This window comes from Phenylobacterium koreense (assembly GCF_040545335.1).
Classification (GTDB): Bacteria; Pseudomonadota; Alphaproteobacteria; order Caulobacterales; family Caulobacteraceae; genus Phenylobacterium; species Phenylobacterium koreense.
On record NZ_JBEPLU010000002.1, the window covers coordinates 39,123 to 59,033 of the forward strand.

Below are 19,911 nucleotides of genomic sequence, written 5' to 3' on the forward strand. Positions count from 1 at the left end.
GTTAACGAACGCCTAAGCATCGGGCATGTCAACCAGCGTTCGCCCAATACGCGAGCGGCGTCACCTGGAATCGACGGCGAAAAGTCCACCCGCTCGGGAAGGCCCTCGGCCGCGCGTCCTCCATCACCTGCAGCTCGGCGGTCGACGCGGCCCCTGAACGTAGATCCCCCGCTCACCACAGCGAGAACCCTGACATGAGGACAGCCGCCATGAGCGACGGCCTGCCAGACGCGCCTGGACTATGGACGGCGCTGGCCGGCGCTATCGGCGCCGCATTTGGCGGCGTGAGCCTCTGGCTCGCTAACCGCCTCATGGGCAAGGCGGCGTTCCAACAGGCGATCAACAGCGGCTTTTCCGAGCTGACCAAGCAGCTCCGCGAGGAGCGCGACTTCTTCCGCAATCAGCTTGCGGAGGAGCGGATCGCCTGGGCGGCCGAACGGGCTGAAGCGAACGGGAAAATCCTGAACCTCACACAGTCGATCGAGAGCCTGAAGCACCTGCTCATTCGGCATGGGATTCCGGTCCCGCTCGCGCACCAGGAGCCGGAGCCGTTCACCGTCATTGAAGGAAGCGACCATGGCGACTGAGAAAGAGCCCGGCCTCATCGTCAGGGCGTGGCGCGCGGTCCTGGCCGCGGCGCCCGTGAAGATATGGGCGCAGATCGGCGCGGCCGTCGCATTGACGATGGTGCTCGTCGCTGGGGCCTGGGTGATCTGGAAGGGACCGTGGGCGGCGGTCTACCAGGGCAAGCAGCTCGATGCGCTGTTCTATCTGCTCGTCGGCGTCGAGCTGCTGATGATGGTCGCCCTTGCAGCGATCACGGGCCTGTCGGTGAACGTTCACGGCGGCCGAGACGGCATCCACGCCTCGATCGATCAGGACGAAGCCCAGCCGCTCGAGGTGAAGACGACAGTGGCGACGACTGTGAAGCCGGCGTCTCTGGCTCCAGCAGACGACGGCGAGTTGCCGCCCGAACAGCGGGTGCAGCCATGAGCCGCGAGATACTCCTGGCGGAAGTCGCGAAACTAAGGGCCTCGGCGGACGCGCTTGAGGCCCTCGCTGCATCTGGCCCGTGGATCGTGCCAGCGCCGGCCCCAGCGCCGCCAGTGGCGCCGCCTGAGCCGCCGCCGGGCGTCGTGGGGCTCCAGGAGCCCGCAGCCTTCTACGACCACCTCCGCGCCTCGCGGCTGCTGGGCGATACGATCTCGTCTGAGGAGTTCGCCGGTTGCGAGGCGATACTGATCGCGGCAGCAGGAAAGCTGCCGATGTCGTGGGTCGCTTACTGCTTGGCCACGGCCTTCCATGAAACCGGCGGCTCGATGGCGCCGAACGTGGAGAACCTGAACTACACGAGCGCCGAGCGGATTCGCGCCGTCTGGCCCAGCCGGTTTCCGACGATTGCCAGTGCTCAGCCCTTTGTGCGCAACGCTAAGGGCCTGGCGAACCACGTCTACAACGGCCGCATGGGCAACCGCCCCGGCACGGACGACGGCTGGCAGCATCGCGGGCGCGGACAGGCCCACATCACCGGCCGCGAGATGTACGCCAAGCTGGACGCCGAGCTTGGCCTCGGTGGCGATCTGATCGCCTCACCAGACCTCGCGCTCCGTCCTGACGTCTCCGCGCAGATCCTTGTCGCCGGATCGCTGAAGGGCCTCTTCACCGGCAAGAAGCTGAACGACTTCATCGCGGCCAAGCCGACGCGCGAGCAGTTCGCGAACGCTCGCCGGATCATCAACCCCGACAACAACGGCGGGAAGGTCGCGGACGCCGCGCTCGTGTTCTTCGCCGCGCTCCAAGCAGGAGATTGGCGATGACGCCTTCCGAGTTCCGCCGCCTGTTCAGCCCGGCACATTGGGCGCTTGTCGCCGCTGGCCTCGTCGCCTGCCTGGCCGTTATCGCCGCCCTGATCTGGTTCGCGACGGCGCCGGGCAGAGAGCGCGCCAGGGCAGCCGAAGCCCGCGCCGAGGCCCAGATGTCCCAGGCCCGCACCTCATCGGCCGCCGACGCCGTCGAAAGCGCCGGCCGGCAAGCCCTCGCCGAAGACCAAATCCACCGCAACACGGAGGCTTCTGAAAATGCGATCCGCAATGCTCCTGCGAGCCAGCGCACTGGCGTTGCTCTTGACGAGCTCTGCATGCGCAAGTCGGCCCGTCATGATCCACAGTGCGCAGGAAGGGTGTTCGACTATGACGCCGCCGGAGTGGCTGCAAGGAGTCGATAGCGCGCGCCTGCCGGCCGAGCGGCCCACGCCGGCGCCAATGCTTGAGGCCCAACTCGCCCAGGCGATCGAGGAGCGCACCGACTGGCAGGTCTTCGGCGTCTCCCAGACCGACCGCCTGGAGATCGCCAACGGCCGGATGCGCGAGGCGATCGGCGTGATCGAGCGCTGCGAGAAGCGAGACGCCGCGGCGGTGAAGCGGATCGAGGCTCCCTGGTGGAGACGGCCCTTCCTTCCCCGTCCGGATAGCTGACGGTGTTCGGCTTCTACATGTCGGCGGTCTCGATCCTGGCCGCCGTTGCGCTGTTGATCGCCGATAGGATGATCCGGCGCTGAAAAACATTCTCCATAAGCATGGAGATTGATGCCGTGCCGGGCGGCTCTTCCCGGCCCCACACAAAGGAGAAGACGCATGAGCGTCCGAGCTAAATTCTACGTCCAGAAGATCGAGCACGTTTACACCGGCCCGACGTCGGGCGACTGCGCCAACATCATTCTGTCGCCAGTTTACGGCGATGGCAGCGATAACGCGGCGTGGTCGAAGTGGACCCCGAATGGGAAGCTGGAGATGACGGTGACCAATCCGGCAGCCATCGCGCAGTTCGAGCTTGGCAAGTCCTACTATCTGGACTTTACGCCTGTCGAATAAACTCCGCTGAACAGGTGCAAATTATGCACGAGTTGCCCCGCTGGCTTCGGCTGGCGGGGCTTTTTTGTTGGCGCCGAAATCAAATGAAATCGGTCTCAACCCCTTATCTGGCAAGGAATTTGGCTGGTGCCCAAATCGAAGGAAATCGCCCCCAAACCCTTAGCCAGCAACGGTTTTGGCTGGTGTTCTCTGCGACTGGAAATCGGCCCGCTCCCTTCACCGGGGGCGGGCTTTTTCATGCCCGATCCAAGCCGCCGTCAGGCCAGGGCTTCCGAACGAGCTCATGGCGCCTGTTGCCCTCACGTTCGGCCAGCACATAGCTGAGGAAATCCTGCGTGACCTCGCCGCCGTCGCCCATGACCTTGATCGAGTAGGCGGTCCCCTCGTAGGAGCCGGTGCGCGCGAACATCAGATAGCCCCACCAGCGCGCTTCGTACTCGGTGATCTGGTGCTCGGCATACGTCGCCTGCAGGCTCTCAATGGCCTCGGCCGGCATGTCCGTCATGATCGACCGAATTTCGTCGCCGGTGTGCTGCTTCATGGCCTGGGGTGATAGCCGCGAAGCTCCTCGATTCGCGAGCGTTGGGGCCGGCCGATTGGCTTCAGGTCTTCGCCCTTCGCCGCTCGCTCACGATCTGCTGTAGGAGGCTTGCGGCCTGGCCTTTCACGTCGGCGTCCACGTCGACCAGCACGCATCGACGGCTTCCATGGGCACTGTCAACGCAGAGGTATCCGGCCTCGACCGAATAGCGGGCGCTGTAGCGCTGGCCGAGGTGGGTGATCTGGACTGCCCGATAGTCGATCATGGAGGCCCGCCCCAATCTGGCCTGGTCTCAATCGCGAGGCCCCCACAATGCCCGCATGGGCGCCGCGAGAACCGGAACACGTCACGGACGCCGGTCCCCGACCCGCCGACCCCGCGGCGCTCCAGATCGGCTATCACCACGCCTACGTCGGTCGTCCACCACTTTCCGCAGGCGCAGATGAAGAGGACGCCGGCGCAGCTCCCATCAGCGACGTGCGCGAGGAGGTGGGATAGCGGGACGCCGGGGTCGTGGAGGGCCATGGCGAACGAGAACGCCGCGAGAACTTCACGTCAAGGGAATCGGCCGATATGGCGGTTGAAGAGAGAACGGGCGAAGTCCGAAAGTCTGACGGTCGTCGGACCCATAGTCTGACGGTCTGGCATATTTGCGCTGGATGATGCGGAAAAACCCAACGATCACAGGTGGATAGTTGGTAGGCCGGCTGGGACTCGAACCCAGGACCATTCGATTAAAAGTCGAATGCTCTACCACTGAGCTACCGGCCCTCGACGCCGTACGCGCAAGCCGCGCCGGACGAAGAGGCGCGGACCATATGCGGGCGACCTTCCCGGAGCAAGAGCGCCGCCGAAGCTTTCAACAGGCTGGAACCGCTCATCTTCGACGTCGTTCTAGGCCGGCAGTCAGCCCGGCCAAATCCCCGGTCGGTGTTGCGAAGGCCTCGCCCGGCCCGCGGAAGCCGGGTGAGGCCAGATCGCCTTTGGTCGTCAGCCGGCGCCGATGATTCCCAGGAAGGTCGGGATCGCGACTCCGAAGTAGAGGCCCGTGAAAGCAAGCAACGCAAACAACAGGAAATAGTAGCCGGCGCCGCGGCGATCGCTTCGCCTGGTCTCATGCTCTGTGGTGTGGGTGGCCATGTTTCTTCCCGTCTCTTTGCCCGCGGCTCTGTGTGATTGGCCGCTTTTGCGCCTGACAGCATGATCCCAGGAGGCGTCCCTCGTCCAGGGCCAGCTTAGGGGATCGCGGCTTCAGAAAAACTATATTGGCCATAGGGTCAATGGGGATTAGCTGAACCCATTCGCCGAGACGCAGCGATCCGCTCGTCTCGGCGTTTATGCGTCTGCAACCGGGGCCGTGGACATGAGCGCGACCTTACCGATCGACAAAGTCGCGGCGCGCCGGCCCTTGATCCGTCGCCGCTCGGCGATTCCCGGCTTCTCGCTGACCATGGGGATCACGCTGGCGATCCTGTCGCTGATCGTCCTCATCCCGCTCAGCGCGGTGGCGGTGAAGGCGGCGGACCAGTCGTTCGCAGAGTTCCTGAAAGCCGCGTTCAACGAGCGGGCGCTGACGGCCTATCGGCTGTCGTTCGGGGCGGCCCTGATCGCCGGGATCGTCAACGCCGTGTTCGGGGCGCTGACCGCCTGGGCCCTGGTCCGCTACCGGTTCCCGCTCAAGAGCCTGGTCAACGGGATCATCGACCTGCCGTTCGCCCTGCCGACGGCGGTGGCCGGCATCGCCCTGGCGACGCTCTATGCGCCCAACGGCTGGATCGGCGCGCTCTTCGCCCCGGCCGGGATCAAGATCGCCTATACGCCGCTCGGGGTGATCGTGGCCCTGACCTTCATCGGCCTGCCGTTCGTGGTCCGCACCCTGGAGCCGGTGATGCGCGACCTCTCCTCGGACGTCGAGGAGGCCGCCGCCAGCCTGGGCGCCACCCGTCTCGACACCATCGTCCGGGTGATCCTTCCCGCCCTCGCGCCCGCCTGGCTCACCGGCTTCGCCCTGGCCTTCGCCCGAGCGGTCGGCGAGTACGGCTCGGTGATCTTCATCGCCGGCAACATGCCCTACAAGTCCGAGATCGCGCCCCTGCTGATCATCATCGAGCTCGAGCAGTACGACTACGCCGGCGCCGCCACGATCGCGGTCGTCATGCTGGCGGTCTCGTTCCTGATGCTGTTCGTCATCAACGCCGTCCAGGCCTGGTCGCGGAGGTTCTCGTGAGCGGCGCGCGCCATCCCACCGACGATCCGCGATGGGCCAAGGCCCTGGTCCTGGCGCTGGTCGCAGCGTTCCTGGCCGGCGTGCTGGTCCTGCCGCTGGTCTCGGTGTTCTTCGAAGCGCTGCGGAAGGGCTTGCCCGCCGCGCTGGAGGCGATCGCCTCAGAGGACGCCAGGGCGGCGATCCGGCTGACCCTGCTCACCGCGGCGATCACCGTGCCGTTCAACGTGGTGTTCGGGATCTGCGCCTCCTGGGCCGTGGCCAAATACGAGTTCCCCTTCAAGCCGTTCCTGATCACCCTGATCGACCTGCCGTTCTCGGTGTCGCCGGTGGTCGCCGGCCTGATCTACGTGCTGGTCTTCGGGGCTCAGGGCTGGTTTGGCCCCTGGCTGCTGGATCACGACATCAAGATCATCTTCGCCGTTCCGGGCATCGTCCTGGCGACGATCTTCGTGACCTTCCCGTTCGTCGCCCGGGAGCTCATCCCGCTCATGCAGGAGCAGGGCGCCGACGAGGAGGAGGCGGCCGTCTCCATGGGCGCCTCGGGCCTGCGCACCTTCTGGGCCGTCACCGCGCCGAACATCCGCTGGGGCCTGCTGTACGGCGTCCTGCTCTGCAACGCCCGCGCCATGGGCGAGTTCGGGGCCGTGTCGGTGGTGTCGGGCCATATCCGCGGCTTGACCAACACCATGCCGCTGCACGTCGAGATCCTTTACAACGAGTACGATTTCGTAGGCGCCTTCGCCGTGGCGGCATTGCTCTGCTTCCTGGCGGTCGTCACCCTGGTCCTGAAGACCGTGCTCGAGTTCATCCAGCCGCAGACGCGGCCCGGCGGCCATTGATCAAGAGACGCCCTGCATGACGATTTCCATCCGCTCGGTGGAGAAGACCTTCGGCCGCTACCCGGCCCTGAACGGCGTCAGCCTGGAGATCGCCGATGGCGAGCTGCTGGCGCTGCTCGGTCCCTCGGGTTCGGGCAAGACCACCCTGCTGCGGGTGATCGCCGGACTGGAGTTCCCCGAGAAGGGGCAGGTGCTCTACGGCGACCAGGACATGACCTTCACCAGCGCCGCCGCGCGGCGGGTGGGTTTCGTCTTCCAGCAGTACGCGCTCTTCCGGCATATGACGGTGGCCAAGAACATCGCCTTCGGACTGGACGTCAGGAAGGGCGCGGCCAAGCCCTCCAAGCAGCAGATCGCGGGCCGCATCGATGAACTTCTGCGGCTGGTCGAGTTGGACGGACTGGGCAAGCGCTATCCGACCCAGCTCTCCGGCGGCCAGCGTCAGCGGGTCGCCCTGGCCCGCGCCTTGGCGGTCAGCCCGAGCGTCCTGCTGCTCGACGAGCCATTCGGGGCCCTGGACGCCACTGTCCGCAAGTCGCTGCGCAAGGAGCTTCGGCGCATCCACGACGCCACCGGCGTGACCACCATCTTCGTCACCCACGACCAGGAAGAGGCGCTGGAGCTCGCCGACCGGGTGGCGATTCTGAACCAGGGGGCGATCGAGCAGGTGGGGCCGCCTTCCGAGGTGCATGACAATCCGGCCGGGCCGTTCGTGGCCGGGTTCGTGGGCGAGTCCAACCGCCTGGAAGGGAAGGTGCAGGCCGGCCGGTTCAGGAGCGGCGTCGTGGAGCTGGACGCCGCCGGGGTGCGCGACGGCAAGGCGGTCGCGTTCATCCGGCCGCATGAATTCAAGCTCGCGCCGCAAGCCGGTCTCGCCGTCGTCGCCAAACACATCTCCGCGCAAGGGGCGATCCTCCGCATCGACGCGGCGACCGCCGATGGCCAGCGCGTCGAAGCCGCCTTCGCCCGGCAGGGCGCGGGCGACATCCGCCCCGGCGCCCAGCTTGGCCTCGATGTCGTACGGGCCTATGTCTTCCCGGCCTGAAGCCTATTGCTGCTGCTGGTCGTAGGCCAGAGCGCCGACCTGCCGGCGCCGTCCGGCCCTTGAGAAGGAAGGCTGGGCGATGCGGATGAACTCCGGTTCGGTCACGGCGGCCCGTGCCTGGCGCACCGAAACCCCGACCGCAAGCTGGCTCTCGGCCTCGCCCTTGTAGACGCCCCGCGAGGGCGGCACGTCGTTGTAGTCGCGTCCGATGGCCGCTGCGATGTGACGCTCGCCGGCGAACATGTTGTTGGTCGGGTCGACGCCGACCCAGCGCAGCGAGGGCAGGAACACCTCGACCCAGGCGTGGGTGGCGTCCGGGTCCGAGCGGTCCCCGGCCTGGCGATCGGTGAACAGATAGCCGGAGACATAGCGCGCCGGCACGCCCCAGCTCCTGCAGATCGCGATCATGATGTGCGCGAAGTCCTGGCACACCCCCCGGCCCGCCGCGAGCGCCAGGTCGATCGGGCTGTCGGCGTGGGTGACGCCCGTCTGGTATTCGAAGGACGAGTAGATCGTCTCGGCCAGCAGCCGCATGGCCGTCAGCGGGTCACGCCGACGGAGTTCATGCAGCTCGTGGCGCGCTTCGTAGGCCTTCAGCGCCTCGGTCTCGAGCGCGAAGCCGTGGTGGGTCAGGAAGTCGAAGTTCTCGCCGCGCACGAAGTCGCTGCGCAGCCGGTCCCATTCCCCCTGGTCCAGGGCGTCCGGCATCGGCGGCCGCGCTTGGGTCTCCACAGCCGAGGTCGCCACGATCCGCAGGCCGTCGTGCGGCTGGGGCACGTCGAAATGATAGACCGCGTTGCCGAACGGGTCGGCGTAGGAGAAGAGCTGCGCGGCCGGTTCGACGTCGAGGTCGAACGAGACCAACCGTTGGCCCGCAGCCTTCTGAGGCTGCATCCAGACCTCCATCACGCTTTCGCGGACCGGTTCGGCGTAGTGGTATTGGGTGACGTGACGGACTTCGAGCAGCAAGGGCTTGGTCCTAGGCCGAGAGGCGGGTTTCGAGCGGGTAGGCGACGAAGGTGTCGTAGATCGACTGGTGCAGGGCCGCGCAGTCGTCCAGCACGGCGTCGATGAGGCCTCCGGCGCCGTGCAGCTCGGTCATGTCCGCGTACTGCAGCCGCGCGCGCAGACGGCCGGCCAGCCGGACGGGCAAGGCGTTCGAGGCGACGCCGGCGTGCCTTGCCGCGATGCCAAGATATTCTTCGATCCGCGCGGTGCAGAACCGCATCGAGCGGGGGAATTCCTCGTCCAGCAGCAGGAAGTCCAGCACCTTCCCTGGCTGCACGTCGGCGGTGAACCGGCGCAGATAGGGTTCCAGGGCGCAGCTCATGCGCAACGCGCCGACCAGGGCGATATGGTCGTCCAGCGGACCCTGGGCGCTGAAGCACACCTTGAGCAGCCGCCCGATCAGTTGCGCCCGTTCGAGGTAGACGCCCAGCATCAGGAAGCCCCAGCCCTCGCCATGGCTCATGGTCGCATCGGCCGCGCCCTTGAAGAGGTGCAGGTCGGCGATGACCTCGTGCAGGAACGCTCCGGCGTCGTCGTTGAACGTCCTCGCCGCGTCCGGCGCCGTCACGCGAAGATAGATGAGGTTGAGGCGCTCCCAGGTTTCGGTGGTGATCTGTTCGCGGACCTGTCTGGCGTTCTCGCGCGCCTGAGCGACCGACGAGGCGATCGAGCCCGGATCCTGCCGATCAAGCGCCAGCGCCAGGGCCAGGCGATAGGGATCGGCGGCAGGAACGCTGTCCTGGTCGCCCACCGCCGAGAGCACGATGCGGGTGACCTGGCCGGCGCCGTCGGTACGATCGAGGCTGGCGTCGAGCATCACGTCGGATAAGCGGCACATGTGCTCGGCCCGTTCGACGTAGCGGCCGATCCAGTAAAGGGCGTCTGCGACTCGGGCGAGCATCATGGCGCGACCTCCGCGGCTCCGTCGTCGAGCACCCAGGTGTCCTTGGAGCCGCCGCCTTGGCTTGAATTGACCACCAGCGAGCCCTTGCGCAGCGCCACTCGCGTCAGGGCGCCCGGCGTGACGACGATCTTCTCGCCGGACAGGATGAAGGGCCGCAGGTCGACGTGCCGCGGCTCGATCCGGCCGTCCACGAGACATGGCGCGGTCGAGAGTTGGATTGTCGGCTGGGCGACGTAATTGGCGGGATCGGCCTGCAGGGCCAGGGCGAACGCCTCGCGCTCGGCGCGGCTGGCATGCGGTCCGACCAGCATCCCATAGCCCCCCGAGGCGCCGACCGCCTTGACCACCAGCTTGTCGAGATTGGCGAGAACATGGGAGAGCTGGCTCGGCTCGCGGCAGAGATAGGTCTCGACATTGGGCAGGATCGTGTCTTCGCCCAGGTAGTAGCGGACGATCTCCGGGACATAGGCGTAGATCGCCTTGTCGTCGGCCACGCCGGTGCCGGGGGCGTTGCAGATCACCACATTGCCCGCCCGGTAGGCGTTGAAGAGCCCCGCGGCCCCGAGCCCCGAATCCCGCCGGAAGGTGAGGGGATCGATGAAGTCGTCGTCCACCCGCCGATAGATCACGTCGATGCGCCGCAGGCCGGTGGTGGTGCGCATGTAGACGAGGTTGTCGTGGACCACGAGGTCGCGGCCCTCGACCAGCGGGCACCCCATCAGCCGCGCCAGATAGGCGTGCTCATAATAGGCCGAGTTGTAGACGCCCGGCGTCAGCACCACGATCTGCGGGTTCGGGCGCCAGTCGGCGGCCATGCTCTTGAGGGTGGCCAGCAGCAGGTCCGGATAGCGGTCGATCGGCCGGACCCTGGCCTCCCGGAACGAACTAGGGAAGGTGCGCCGCGAGGCCTCCCGGTTGGCCAGCATGTAGGAGACCCCGGAGGGGACCCGCAGATTGTCCTCCAGCACTGCGAACTCGCCGTCCGGCTGGCGGATGAGGTCCGAGCCGCAGACATTGGCGTAGGCCTGATGCGGGACATAGAGGTTCTGCATCTCGCGGCGATAGGACGGCGCGCCCAGCACGAGTTCGCGCGGTACGATCCCGTCCATCAGGATCTGCTGGGGTCCGTAGATGTCGGCGAGGAACATGTTCAGCGCCCGCAAGCGCTGGGTCAGGCCCGCCTCGATCCGCCCCCATTCGGCGCCGGGAATGATCCGCGGCAGCACGTCGGTGGGGATGATCCGCTCGGTCGAGCTCTCGCCGCCATAGACCGTGAAGGTTATGCCCTGCAGCAGGAAAAAGCGCTCGAGGGTCTTCTGCCGCTCCGACATCTCGGCCTGGCTCAGGGCAGAGATCCGCTGGTGCAGCCCAGCATAGTGGCCGCGCGTCTCGCCCAGGGCGGTGAGCATCTCGTCATAGGGTGTCGGCCAGGTGGCGGCCGGGATGTCCTGCGCGTCGTGCTCATGCGCTATCGTCACGCCGTGCTTCTCCACCGGATTACCCTGCGGCGCCCACTCTGAGCTCAGGAAACCCCGTGGGCAACGGGGGCGGCCGGTGTCGCGCGCGCTCGTTGTGTAAACTCCTGCAAATTGTGCCGTATGGCGTGCGGTTTCGAGGAACGCCGGTGGGTGACAGGTCCAGCCGACGCAAGCTACACCCGTCCATGGGGCGCGATGGGAAGGATTGGCGTGGCACGTTTAGTCGTCGCGGTCGCCGCCTCGGCGGTCATATGTTCGGGTGCTGCGCACGCCGAAGCCCCGCGAGCGAAGATCGAGGGCGAGATGGACTCCGCCCTGCGCGAAGCGATCCAACGCGCCGTGGGCGAGACCGACAGGCCGATCTCGAACCGGTTCGAAGCGCGTCGCCGGGCTCGCACCGCCGGCGAGGACGCCATCGCGGTGCTTCGCTCCGAGGGCTATTACGGCAACGAGGTCGAGGCGGACGTCGGCGACACCGACCCGCCGACCGCGATCGTGCGCATCACGCCGGGTCCGCGCTTCACCATTTCCGATCCCTCGATCGAATGGATCGATCCGGCGCCGTATGAGGCCGTGCGGCAGGCCGGCGAGGCTGTCATGGGCCTGGCGATCGGGGCGCCCGGCCGGGCGCTGGACGTCGTGAGCGCCGAGGGGCGCATCATCGCCGCCGTCCAGAAGCGCGGCTACGCCGACGCCGCCCCCGCTCCTAGGGAGGTTATCGTCGACCATGCCGACCAGACGGTCCGCCCGACCTACAAGATCATCGCCGGCAAGTTGGTGCTCCTCGACGGCCTGAAGGTCACCACCGATGGCCGCAGCCGTATCCCCTGGATCGTGGGGCTTGCACCCTGGAAGCCTGGCGACGTCTACGATCCGGAGGACGTCGGCGAACTCGAGCGGCGGCTGCTGGACACCGGCGTCTACGATTCCGTCACCGTCGGCCTGGCCCCCATAGAAGACACCACCGCCGAAGGGCTGCGGCCGGTCTTGGTCAGCCTCTCCGACCGCAAGCCGCGGACGATCGAACTTTCGGGCAGCTACTCGACGACCGAGGGTGTCGGCGCCGGGGCGCGCTGGACCCGCTATAACGTGCTGGGCCGGGCCGACACCCTGGCGGTCGTCGGCCAGGTGGCGCAGATCGACAGTCACCTCGGCGTCGAGCTCACCTTGCCGCATTGGCGGCGCCCGCAGCAGACCTTCAAGACCGGCGGCAGCCTCTACCGAAGAAACACCGACGCCTACGACGAAACCGGCTTCGGCGTCCGCGCGGACGTCCAGCGCCGGTACGGCAAGACCTCCTACATCACGCTTGGCGGGTCAGTGGACTACAGCCAGGTCGATGAGAAGCAGACCGTCCTGGTCAGCTCCCTGGGAGGCAGCCTCTATACGGTCGCGGGCCTGGCGCTCGCCTATCTGGACCGCTCGGACGACCCCCTCGATCCGAAACGCGGCTGGCGGCTCGAGGTGCGCGCCGAGCCGACCTATCTGTTCGGCAGCGAGAGCCTTCCATACCTGAAGGCCCAGACTCAGGCCTCCACCTACATCCCCTTCGGGCCCCAGGCGCGGACCGTCATCGCCGGCCGGGTCAGAGCCGGGGCCATGTTCGGCGCTACCATTTCGCAGGTTCCTGCTCCCCGGCGCTTCTACGCCGGCGGCGGCGGCTCTGTGCGCGGCTACGCCTTCCAGGCGATCGGGCCGCGGCTCGAGGACAACACGCCGCAAGGGGGCGTCTCCCTGCTCGAGACCTCGCTTGAACTGCGCCAGAAGGTAGGCGAGCGCTGGGGCGTCGTCGGCTTCGTCGACGCCGGCGCCGTCGGGACCGACAAGTTCCCGACCGGCGACGACTTCAGCGTCGGCGTCGGCGTGGGCGTCCGCTACGACCTTGGCTTCGGGCCGATCCGCGCCGACATCGCGTTCCCGCTCGACCAGCGCGAAGGCGATCCGTCGTTCCAGATCTATCTCAGCATCGGGCAAAGCTTTTGAGCGAGACACCGACCCCGGGCGAAACGGCGGCTAAGGAGGTCGCCAAGGTGGCGAAGAGCTCGGCCCTGCCGAAGATCGTCCTCATCGTCTGCGCGGTGCTGGCCGTCCTGCTCGGCGGGCTGGTGCTGACCGCGCGATATGGGGTTCTGTTTCCCGAGGGACGACTGCTGATCGAGGCCCGGGCCAGCGGGCTCAAGCTCGGCCGCTTCGGCCGCCTGCATATCGAGGGGCTCGGTGGGGACATCTGGCGCGACTTCTCGGTTCGTCGGCTGACCGTCAGCGACGAGAAGGGCATCTGGCTGGAAGCCCGCAACATCGACATGGCCTGGAGCTACGCCGCGCTGTTCCAGCGGCGCTTCCAGGCCGACACGATCACCGCCGAGAAGGTGATCGTCTACCGCCGGCCGACCATGGAGCCGAAGACCGAGTCTCCGGGCCTGCCGATCACCATAGACATCCAGCGGGCGCAGGCTCGGGTCGAGATGATGCCCGAGTTCAGTTTCCGCCGCGGCGTCTACGACGTCACCGCCGCGGTGAACCTGCGCCGCCGCAACGGGGGGCAGCGCGGTACGATCGCCGCCGCCAGCGTGTTGCACCCGGGCGACCATCTGAACGCCAAGTTCGACTTCGGGGGCGGTAGGCCGTTGATCGCCACGGCCGACGCGGTCGAGGCCAAGGGCGGGGCGCTGGCCGGTGCGCTGGGCCTGCCGGCTGACCAGGCCTTCGACCTGAAGGTCAACATCAACGGCGGCAGTCCGCAGGGGCGGTTCAGCGTCGTGGCCATCTCGGGCGCGACCCGGCCGATCGACGCGGTCGGCTCGTGGAACGCGCAAGGCGGTTCGGCCCGGGGCCGGATCCAGCTCTCGGCCTCGACCCTGACCACCGGCCTCGTCCAGCGGCTCGGCCCCGAAGTCCGCTTCGACGTCGTCGGTCGGAAGGCCGCCGAAGCTTCGCTCTTCGACATGAATATGGAGCTTTCGGCAGAAAACCTGACGATCAACGCCGCCGGCAAGGCCAATCCGGGCCAGCGTCGGACCGGGCCGAATGGGGTGAAGATCACCGCCGCGGCCAAGGAGCTCTCGAAGGTCACCGGCGGTCCGTCCATGGGCCTGGGGCGCGTGGACGGCGTGCTGAGCGGCACGCTGGACGACCTGCGTTTCGCGGGGACCGCGGACGTCGCCCGCCTCGACCTTGGAACCTATGGCCTCGACCGTGTCTCCGGTCCGTTCGTCGTCACCCGCAAGGCGAAGGTGCTGGCGGTCAACGGGAAGGTCGCAGGGCAGGGGGGGCGCGGGACCGGCCTGCCGGCCGCCTTGCTGGGTGCGAGGCCGGCCGTGGCGTTCGACGCCTCTCGGCTGGCCGACGGGCGTCTGCTGCTCAGGGAAGTCGATGCGATCGGGGCGGGGCTCAAGGTCACCGCCAGTGGCGGCCGGAGCCTGCTGGGGGGCCTTAATTTCAAGGGAAACGCCACGTTCTCGAACCTCGCTGCGGCTCGCGCCGGCGCCTCGGGCGGCCTGACCGCCGAGTGGTCGGCGAACCAGGGCGGCGCGGGCAAGCCCTGGGTGCTGACCCTCAACGCCCGCGGCGCGCGCTTCGCCTCCGGCTTCTCGGAACTGGACCGCCTGCTCGGCGCCTCGCCCCGGCTGCAGGCCAGCGCCGAGGTCGCCGGTCGCCGCGTGTCCATCTCCCGGGGGACGCTGAATGGCGCGGCGCTGAACGCCTCGACCGCCGGGGTCTTGGCCGAGGACGGCGCCATGCGCTTCAAGCTCGACTGGTCGGCCAACGGCCCCTTCCGCGCGGGCCCGGTGGAGATCACCGGTAAGGCCAGCGGCACGGGCGCGCTCACTGGTACGATCGGCGAGCCGCGGGCCGACCTTCTGGCCGATATCGAGGCCATCGACCTCCCGCGCCTGCCGCTGCGCGACGCCAAGCTGACTCTGAGCTTCATGCGTTTGGCCGATGGATCGAGCGGCGTCGTGACGCTCAACGCCGCCAGCACCTACGGCCCCGCGGCGGCCCGCTCGGCCTTCCGCTTCCCGCGTGGCGGCGTGGATCTGTCGGACCTTTCTGTGCAGGCCGCCGGCCTCTCGGCCAACGGCTCGGTCTCGCTCCGCCGCGCCACGCCGTCGGCCGCCGACCTGCAGGTGCGAGTGGCCAAGGGCGCCTTCCTCGAGGGCGGTGAGATCGCCGGCGCGGTGAAAGTCGTCGACGCCGCGGGCGGTCCCCGCGCCACGCTCGACCTGACGGCGGACCAGGCCGTGCTTCCCGGATCCAGGATCGCGGTGCGCAGCGGGCGGATCACCGCCAACGGTTCGCTTTCCCAGCTTCCCTACCGCGCGGACCTGCAGGGCGTCTCGGCGTCGGACCGCTGGAATCTGGCGGGCGGCGGCGCCCTCAGCTCAGGCGATGGCGGTTATCAGCTCACCTTCGACGGTTCGGGGCGGTACGGTCGCCGGGAGCTGAAGACCATGGAGCCGGCGGTCCTGCGCATGGGCGGGGGCGAACGTTCGGCCCGGCTTCGCCTCGCCTCATCGGATGGCGGCGGCATAGACCTGGACGCCCGCTTAGGGAAGGACGACGCCGACATCCAGGCCCAGGTGCGCCGGCTCGGCCTCAGCCTGCTGAACGCCGACCTCACGGGCCGCGCCGACGCCACCCTGCGGCTCACGGGCCGGGGCGAACGGCTCGAAGGCGTGCTCGACGCCAAGCTCGATGATGCGCGCAGCCGCGGCTCTCCCGCCGACCTCGGCGTGGACGGCGCCTTCAACGTGCGGCTGGCCGACCAGTCGATGCTGATCGACGCCGACGTCACCAACGCACAGGGCCTGCGCGCCAACGCCAAGCTGACGCTGCCGGCCGAGACCAGCGCCGGCCCGTTCCGTATCGCCATCAACCGCACCCGGCCGATGAGCGGGACCTTCTTCGCCGATGGCGAGGTAAAGCCGCTGTGGGACCTGCTGGTCGGCGGCGAGCGCGAACTGGCGGGCCATGTCCGGATGCAGGGGAGCCTCGCCGGAACCCTGGCCGATCCCCGGGCGACCGGCGAGGCCCAGGTGGACGGCGGCCGGTTCTCCGACGGGGCCACGGGCCTTGTCCTGACCGACGTGGCGCTGAGGGCCACCCTGGCGAACAACGCGATCGACATCGTCCAGGCCACCGGCGCCGATGGGAATGGCGGGACGCTGTCTGGAGCCGGACGGCTCAGCCTGCTACGCGACGGCGCGTCGACCCTGCGCCTCGACCTCAAGGGCTTCCGCCTTATCGACAACGACCTGGCCACCGCCTCGGCCACCGGCCAGGCGACCCTGGACCGCGGCGCGGACGGAAAGATGCGGCTGGCCGGCGGCCTGACCATCGATCGGGCCGACGTCACCGCCAGACTCTCCAGCGGCTCCGGCGTGGTCAATATGGACGTCATCGAGATCAACAAGCCGGCCGACCTGAGGCGGACCCTTCAGCCAGTGACGCGCACGGGCGGCCCGTCGGTGGCGCTGGATGTCAGGTTGCGCGCGCCTCGGCGGGTCTTCATCCGCGGGATGGGCCTCGACGTCGAGATGTCCCTCGACGCCAGCGTCGGCGGCACGACGGCCCGGCCGACCCTGTCGGGCACGGCCCGCGTGGTGCGCGGCGAGTACGATTTCGCCGGCAAGCGCTTCGATTTCGACGAGCGCGGCGTCGTCTATCTGGCGACTTCCCCGCAGGCGATCCGCCTGGACCTCTCGGCCACGCGCGAGGATCCTTCGCTGACGGCGGTGGTCCGAATCCGGGGCACGGCCGCGAGGCCCGAGATCACCCTGACCTCGAGCCCGGTCCTGCCCAATGACGAAGTGCTGTCGCAGGTGCTGTTCGGTCGCTCGGCCTCGCAACTCTCGCCGCTGGAAGCGGCCCAACTCGCCTCGGCCATCTCGTCCCTGGCGGGCGGCGGCGGCTTCGACGTGGTCGGCAACCTGCGGACCTTCGCCGGGCTGGACCGGCTGGCCCTGGCCGGTGGGGACGAGTCCGGGGTGACGGTCGCCGGCGGCAAGTATCTTACGGAGAACGTCTATCTGGAGATCGCGGGCGGCGGTCGCGAAGGGCCGTCGGCTCAGGTCGAGTGGCGGGTCGGGCGGAATCTCTCGATCATTTCCCGGTTCGCAGGGGAAGGGGACGGGCGTTTGGCCGTCCGATGGCGCAAGGATTACTGATTTGATCGCGCGGGGGCTGCTTATGATCATCGCCGGTTTGACGCTCACCGGCTGCGAGCGAGCGGTGAGCGCGCCCGCCAATCGCGGCGTCTGCTGGCGTCAGGTCGATGGCCTGAACGGCAAGCCCGACTTCCGCGTGGTGGCGCCCAATGTCGAGACGCTGGAGGACTGCGCAAGCCGCCTCGAAGCGCTGAGGATGGCGCATGGGCGACCGGTGACCGGGGCCTTCCAGGGACGCTTCATCTACGTCACCGACCAGGAGATCACCGCGGCGGCCGGGCCCAAGGCTCAGCGCTACCGTGTCTTCACCCCCGACCAGAGGGTGAAGATCCAGGACGGCGTCCGCACGCTCATGGCGCGGGAGAAGGGTGCGGCTGGCTAGTGGCTGATCCGCGGGCGCAGGACGTAGTGGCCCTCGCGGAACGCCTCGAAGATCAGCGAGGCCTGCGGGTGGCCGACCGGCTCGCCGCTTTCGTCGGGCACCAGATTCTGCTCGGAGACATAGGCCACGTAGGCGTTGTCCTGGTTCTCGGCGAGCAGGTGATAGAAGGGCTGGTCCTTGCGCGGCCGGATCTCCTCGGGGATCGACTGCCACCACTGCTCAGTGTTGGCGAAGGTCGGATCCACGTCGAAAATCACGCCCCGGAACGAATAGTGCCGGTGCCGCACGATCTGTCCGATCGCATATTTGGCCAGACGCGGCTCGGCCATCACGATGGGCGGCGCCGCCAGACCATTTCCGCTTTTTTCGATTCGAGCGTCCATGGAAACGACTCTAGTTCTCTCCGCCTGACTGGAAAGTGAACGTACTGCTCATCTTCTGCGGTGCAAGAGCGCGCCTTTCGGCAGGCGAACGGCCTTGCTACAGTCCGCCCGAAACGAGGTGCGTCTGTTCGCGCTTCCCAGGGACGGAAGACGGTCCATGACATTGGCGCTGTTGAGCGCGTTCGAGTTGAGCGTACTCCAAGCCGTTGAATTCGCTGCGCTCGGGTCTTGCGGGCGGTGAACGCGACAATCGAACGCCCAAGGCGTGCTGCGGCAAAGCGCAGCGCCGGCGCTCCGACGCAGGATTCGCCGTGCTACGGCGCGCTCGATCTGGGCACGAACAATTGCCGCCTGCTGATCGCCACGCCCGCCGGCCGCAGTTTCCGGGTGGTCGAGGCCTATTCGCGCATCGTCCGCCTCGGTGAAGGCCTTTCGCAGACCGGCCGGCTTTCCGAACAGGCCATGGAACGGGCGCTGGCCGCCTTGAAGGTGAGCGCCGAAAAGGTGCGCCGTCGCAAGGTCGTGCGGTTGAAGGCGATCGCCACCCAGGCCTGCCGGGCCGCCGAGAATGGCCGGGAATTCGTCGCCCGTGTGGCGTCCGAGACCGGGATCAACCTGCAGATCGTCACGCCCAGGGAGGAGGCCCAGCTCTCCGTCGCCGGCTGCCTGAACCTCCTGGACCGCAGCGTCGACGCCGCCCTGGTAGTGGACGTCGGCGGCGGCTCCACCGAGCTGTCGTGGGTGGACCTGAACGGCGAGGGGCTGGAAACCGAGCTCTCGAAGTTCACGGCGTCGCAATTGCCGATCCGCGCATGGCTCTCCATTCCAATTGGGGTCGTGACCCTCGCCGAACGCTTCCCCGAGGGCGCGCGGGCGACCGATGGCTGGTATCGGGCCATGGTCGAGTCGGTGAAGGACGAACTGGCCGAGTTTCGTCACGCCGACCCGATGCGGCCGATCTTCGACGCCGGCCAGGCCCACATGATCGGCACGTCCGGGGCGATCACCAGCCTGGCTGGGATGCATCTCGGACTTGCGCGCTACGACCGCAGCCAGGTGGACGGCATCTGGATGACCCGCGGCGAATGTGACGACGCCGCTCGCAAGCTGCTGGCGCTCAGCCCGCAGGAGCGCGCCGACCAGCCCTGCATCGGTCCCGACCGCGCCGACCTCGTCCTGGCGGGCGCGGCCATCCTCCAGGCCGTGCAGGAGCTCTGGCCCTGCGTCCGGGTGCGGGTGGCCGATCGCGGGCTTCGCGAGGGCATCCTCATGTCGCTGATGTCCGGGTTGGGCAAGCGCAAGCGCCGGCGGCGCCGTCGCGGACGTGGATCGCGCGCCGTATCCGCGGTAAATGCCGCCGAATGAGCGAACCGCCGCGCAAACGCATGGTCCGGCCGCCGACCGGCGGGCTGGAAGAGGGCAGGGGCAAGCCTGCCCGCCTCAGGACGGCCAAGGACCGGACCGCGTCCTCCCAGGCCTGGCTCGAGCGCCAGATCAACGATCCCTTCGCAGCCAAGGCGCGGGCTCACGGCTATCGCAGCCGTGCGGCCTACAAGCTGACGGAGATCGACGATCGGCTCCGGCTGCTCAAGCCGGGCGCCCGCGTTGTGGACCTTGGCCTGGCGCCGGGCGGCTGGACTCAGGTCGCCATTGAGCGCGGCGTGAAGGACATCGTCGGCGTCGACCTCCTGCCGGTCGATCCGCTGCCGCCCGCGCACATCCTGCAGATGGACTTCACCGATCCGGCCTGCGGGCCGAAGCTGATCGAGCTGCTGGGCGGCCGGCCTGACGTCGTGCTGTCGGACATGGCGCCCAACACCGTAGGGCACAAGCGTACCGATCACCTGCGGATCATGGGCCTGATCGAGGCGGCGGCCGACTTCGCGATCGAGGTCCTCAAGCCCGGCGGCGCGTTCGTCGCCAAGGCGTTCCAGGGTGGCGAGACCTCCGAAGTCATCGCTCAGCTCAAGCGTCATTTCACCGACGTGAAGAACCTCAAGCCCAAGGCCAGCCGCGCCGACAGCTCGGAGCTCTACCTGGTCGCCACCGGTTTCAAGGGCTGAGGTC

21 protein-coding genes and 1 tRNA gene are annotated in these 19,911 nt (G+C 68.0%); 14 read left to right on the forward strand and 8 right to left on the reverse strand.

Annotated elements, in window-relative coordinates; translation table 11 throughout:
* The first annotated feature begins 209 nt into the window (after positions 1 to 209).
* From ABID41_RS11920 to ABID41_RS11945, 6 genes are all read left to right on the forward strand, one after another.
* Positions 210 to 587: a hypothetical protein gene (locus ABID41_RS11920; RefSeq protein WP_354297772.1), complete on the forward strand. Its 378-nt coding sequence runs from the start codon at positions 210 to 212 to the stop codon at positions 585 to 587.
* Entirely contained in the window at positions 577 to 993 is a 417-nt protein-coding gene (locus ABID41_RS11925; protein WP_354297773.1) for a hypothetical protein, read from the forward strand. Before ABID41_RS11920 ends, ABID41_RS11925 begins: the two co-directional genes overlap by 11 nt.
* A 143-nt stretch (positions 994 to 1,136) precedes the next feature.
* Positions 1,137 to 1,817, forward strand: a complete 681-nt coding sequence (locus ABID41_RS11930) for a hypothetical protein (RefSeq protein WP_354297774.1) — start codon at positions 1,137 to 1,139, stop codon at positions 1,815 to 1,817.
* Positions 1,814 to 2,224, forward strand: coding sequence for a hypothetical protein (locus ABID41_RS11935; protein WP_354297775.1), 411 nt, complete (start codon positions 1,814 to 1,816; stop codon positions 2,222 to 2,224). The genes ABID41_RS11930 and ABID41_RS11935 overlap by 4 nt, the downstream gene beginning before the upstream one ends.
* Positions 2,190 to 2,474, forward strand: coding sequence for a hypothetical protein (locus tag ABID41_RS11940; RefSeq protein WP_354297776.1), 285 nt, complete (start codon positions 2,190 to 2,192; stop codon positions 2,472 to 2,474). The genes ABID41_RS11935 and ABID41_RS11940 overlap by 35 nt, the downstream gene beginning before the upstream one ends.
* Positions 2,475 to 2,633: 159 nt before the next feature.
* Positions 2,634 to 2,870, forward strand: coding sequence for a hypothetical protein (locus ABID41_RS11945; RefSeq protein ID WP_354297777.1), 237 nt, complete (start codon positions 2,634 to 2,636; stop codon positions 2,868 to 2,870).
* A 235-nt stretch (positions 2,871 to 3,105) separates the two neighbouring features.
* Here ABID41_RS11945 and ABID41_RS11950 read toward each other — a convergent pair whose 3' ends face one another.
* The 4 genes from ABID41_RS11950 to ABID41_RS11965 form a co-directional block, all read right to left on the reverse strand.
* Positions 3,106 to 3,411, reverse strand: a complete 306-nt coding sequence (locus ABID41_RS11950; RefSeq protein ID WP_354297778.1) for a hypothetical protein — start codon at positions 3,409 to 3,411, stop codon at positions 3,106 to 3,108.
* A gap of 61 nt (positions 3,412 to 3,472) precedes the next feature.
* The gene (locus ABID41_RS11955) at positions 3,473 to 3,676 is read right to left on the reverse strand and encodes a hypothetical protein (RefSeq protein ID WP_354297779.1); all 204 of its coding nucleotides are present in this window, start codon (positions 3,674 to 3,676) and stop codon (positions 3,473 to 3,475) included.
* 431 nt (positions 3,677 to 4,107) lie between these two features.
* Positions 4,108 to 4,182, reverse strand: a tRNA-Lys gene (locus ABID41_RS11960).
* Between the two features lie 219 nt (positions 4,183 to 4,401).
* Entirely contained in the window at positions 4,402 to 4,551 is a 150-nt protein-coding gene (locus ABID41_RS11965; RefSeq protein ID WP_331929606.1) for a hypothetical protein, read from the reverse strand.
* A 223-nt stretch (positions 4,552 to 4,774) separates the two neighbouring features.
* Here ABID41_RS11965 and cysT point away from each other — a divergent pair, with 223 nt between their 5' ends.
* The 3 genes from cysT to ABID41_RS11980 are packed head-to-tail and all read left to right on the forward strand — an operon-like array spanning position 4,775 to position 7,522.
* Positions 4,775 to 5,638 (forward strand): sulfate ABC transporter permease subunit CysT, encoded by an 864-nt coding sequence (cysT, locus tag ABID41_RS11970; RefSeq protein ID WP_331929608.1) that lies wholly within the window; start codon positions 4,775 to 4,777, stop codon positions 5,636 to 5,638.
* On the forward strand, positions 5,635 to 6,477 hold the full coding sequence (cysW, locus tag ABID41_RS11975; RefSeq protein WP_331929610.1) for a sulfate ABC transporter permease subunit CysW: 843 nt from the start codon (positions 5,635 to 5,637) through the stop codon (positions 6,475 to 6,477). The genes cysT and cysW overlap by 4 nt, the downstream gene beginning before the upstream one ends.
* Before the next feature lie 16 nt (positions 6,478 to 6,493).
* On the forward strand, positions 6,494 to 7,522 hold the full coding sequence (locus tag ABID41_RS11980; protein WP_331929612.1) for a sulfate/molybdate ABC transporter ATP-binding protein: 1,029 nt from the start codon (positions 6,494 to 6,496) through the stop codon (positions 7,520 to 7,522).
* Positions 7,523 to 7,525: 3 nt separating this feature from the next.
* On the opposite strand, the gene ABID41_RS11985 is transcribed toward ABID41_RS11980, so the two are convergent.
* From ABID41_RS11985 to ABID41_RS11995, 3 genes are read right to left on the reverse strand one after another with little or no spacing between them, the layout of a single operon-like run.
* Entirely contained in the window at positions 7,526 to 8,491 is a 966-nt protein-coding gene (locus ABID41_RS11985; RefSeq protein WP_331929613.1) for a transglutaminase family protein, read from the reverse strand.
* Between the two features lie 10 nt (positions 8,492 to 8,501).
* The gene (locus ABID41_RS11990; protein ID WP_331929615.1) at positions 8,502 to 9,434 is read right to left on the reverse strand and encodes an alpha-E domain-containing protein; all 933 of its coding nucleotides are present in this window, start codon (positions 9,432 to 9,434) and stop codon (positions 8,502 to 8,504) included.
* Positions 9,431 to 10,843, reverse strand: coding sequence for a circularly permuted type 2 ATP-grasp protein (locus ABID41_RS11995; RefSeq protein ID WP_331929619.1), 1,413 nt, complete (start codon positions 10,841 to 10,843; stop codon positions 9,431 to 9,433). The genes ABID41_RS11990 and ABID41_RS11995 overlap by 4 nt, the downstream gene beginning before the upstream one ends.
* A 279-nt stretch (positions 10,844 to 11,122) precedes the next feature.
* Here ABID41_RS11995 and ABID41_RS12000 point away from each other — a divergent pair, with 279 nt between their 5' ends.
* The 3 genes from ABID41_RS12000 to ABID41_RS12010 are packed head-to-tail and all read left to right on the forward strand — an operon-like array spanning position 11,123 to position 17,461.
* Positions 11,123 to 12,895 carry an autotransporter assembly complex protein TamA gene (locus ABID41_RS12000; protein ID WP_331929617.1) on the forward strand — a complete coding sequence of 591 codons (1,773 nt, stop codon included), beginning with the start codon at positions 11,123 to 11,125 and terminating at the stop codon, positions 12,893 to 12,895.
* 47 nt (positions 12,896 to 12,942) lie between these two features.
* The gene (locus tag ABID41_RS12005; protein ID WP_354297780.1) at positions 12,943 to 17,079 is read left to right on the forward strand and encodes a translocation/assembly module TamB domain-containing protein; all 4,137 of its coding nucleotides are present in this window, start codon (positions 12,943 to 12,945) and stop codon (positions 17,077 to 17,079) included.
* A 22-nt stretch (positions 17,080 to 17,101) separates the two neighbouring features.
* Positions 17,102 to 17,461 carry a DDRGK domain-containing protein gene (locus ABID41_RS12010; RefSeq protein WP_331931868.1) on the forward strand — a complete coding sequence of 120 codons (360 nt, stop codon included), beginning with the start codon at positions 17,102 to 17,104 and terminating at the stop codon, positions 17,459 to 17,461.
* On the opposite strand, the gene hspQ is transcribed toward ABID41_RS12010, so the two are convergent.
* Entirely contained in the window at positions 17,458 to 17,790 is a 333-nt protein-coding gene (gene hspQ / locus ABID41_RS12015) for a heat shock protein HspQ (protein WP_331931885.1), read from the reverse strand. The two genes, ABID41_RS12010 and hspQ, sit on opposite strands and share 4 nt — an antisense overlap.
* A 291-nt stretch (positions 17,791 to 18,081) precedes the next feature.
* Here hspQ and ABID41_RS12020 point away from each other — a divergent pair, with 291 nt between their 5' ends.
* Together ABID41_RS12020 and ABID41_RS12025 are read left to right on the forward strand one after the other, a co-directional pair.
* Complete coding sequence (locus ABID41_RS12020) at positions 18,082 to 19,209, forward strand: Ppx/GppA phosphatase family protein (protein ID WP_414695979.1); 1,128 nt, start codon at positions 18,082 to 18,084, stop codon at positions 19,207 to 19,209.
* Positions 19,206 to 19,907 (forward strand): RlmE family RNA methyltransferase, encoded by a 702-nt coding sequence (locus ABID41_RS12025; protein WP_331931869.1) that lies wholly within the window; start codon positions 19,206 to 19,208, stop codon positions 19,905 to 19,907. Before ABID41_RS12020 ends, ABID41_RS12025 begins: the two co-directional genes overlap by 4 nt.
* The last annotated feature ends 4 nt before the right edge of the window (positions 19,908 to 19,911 follow it).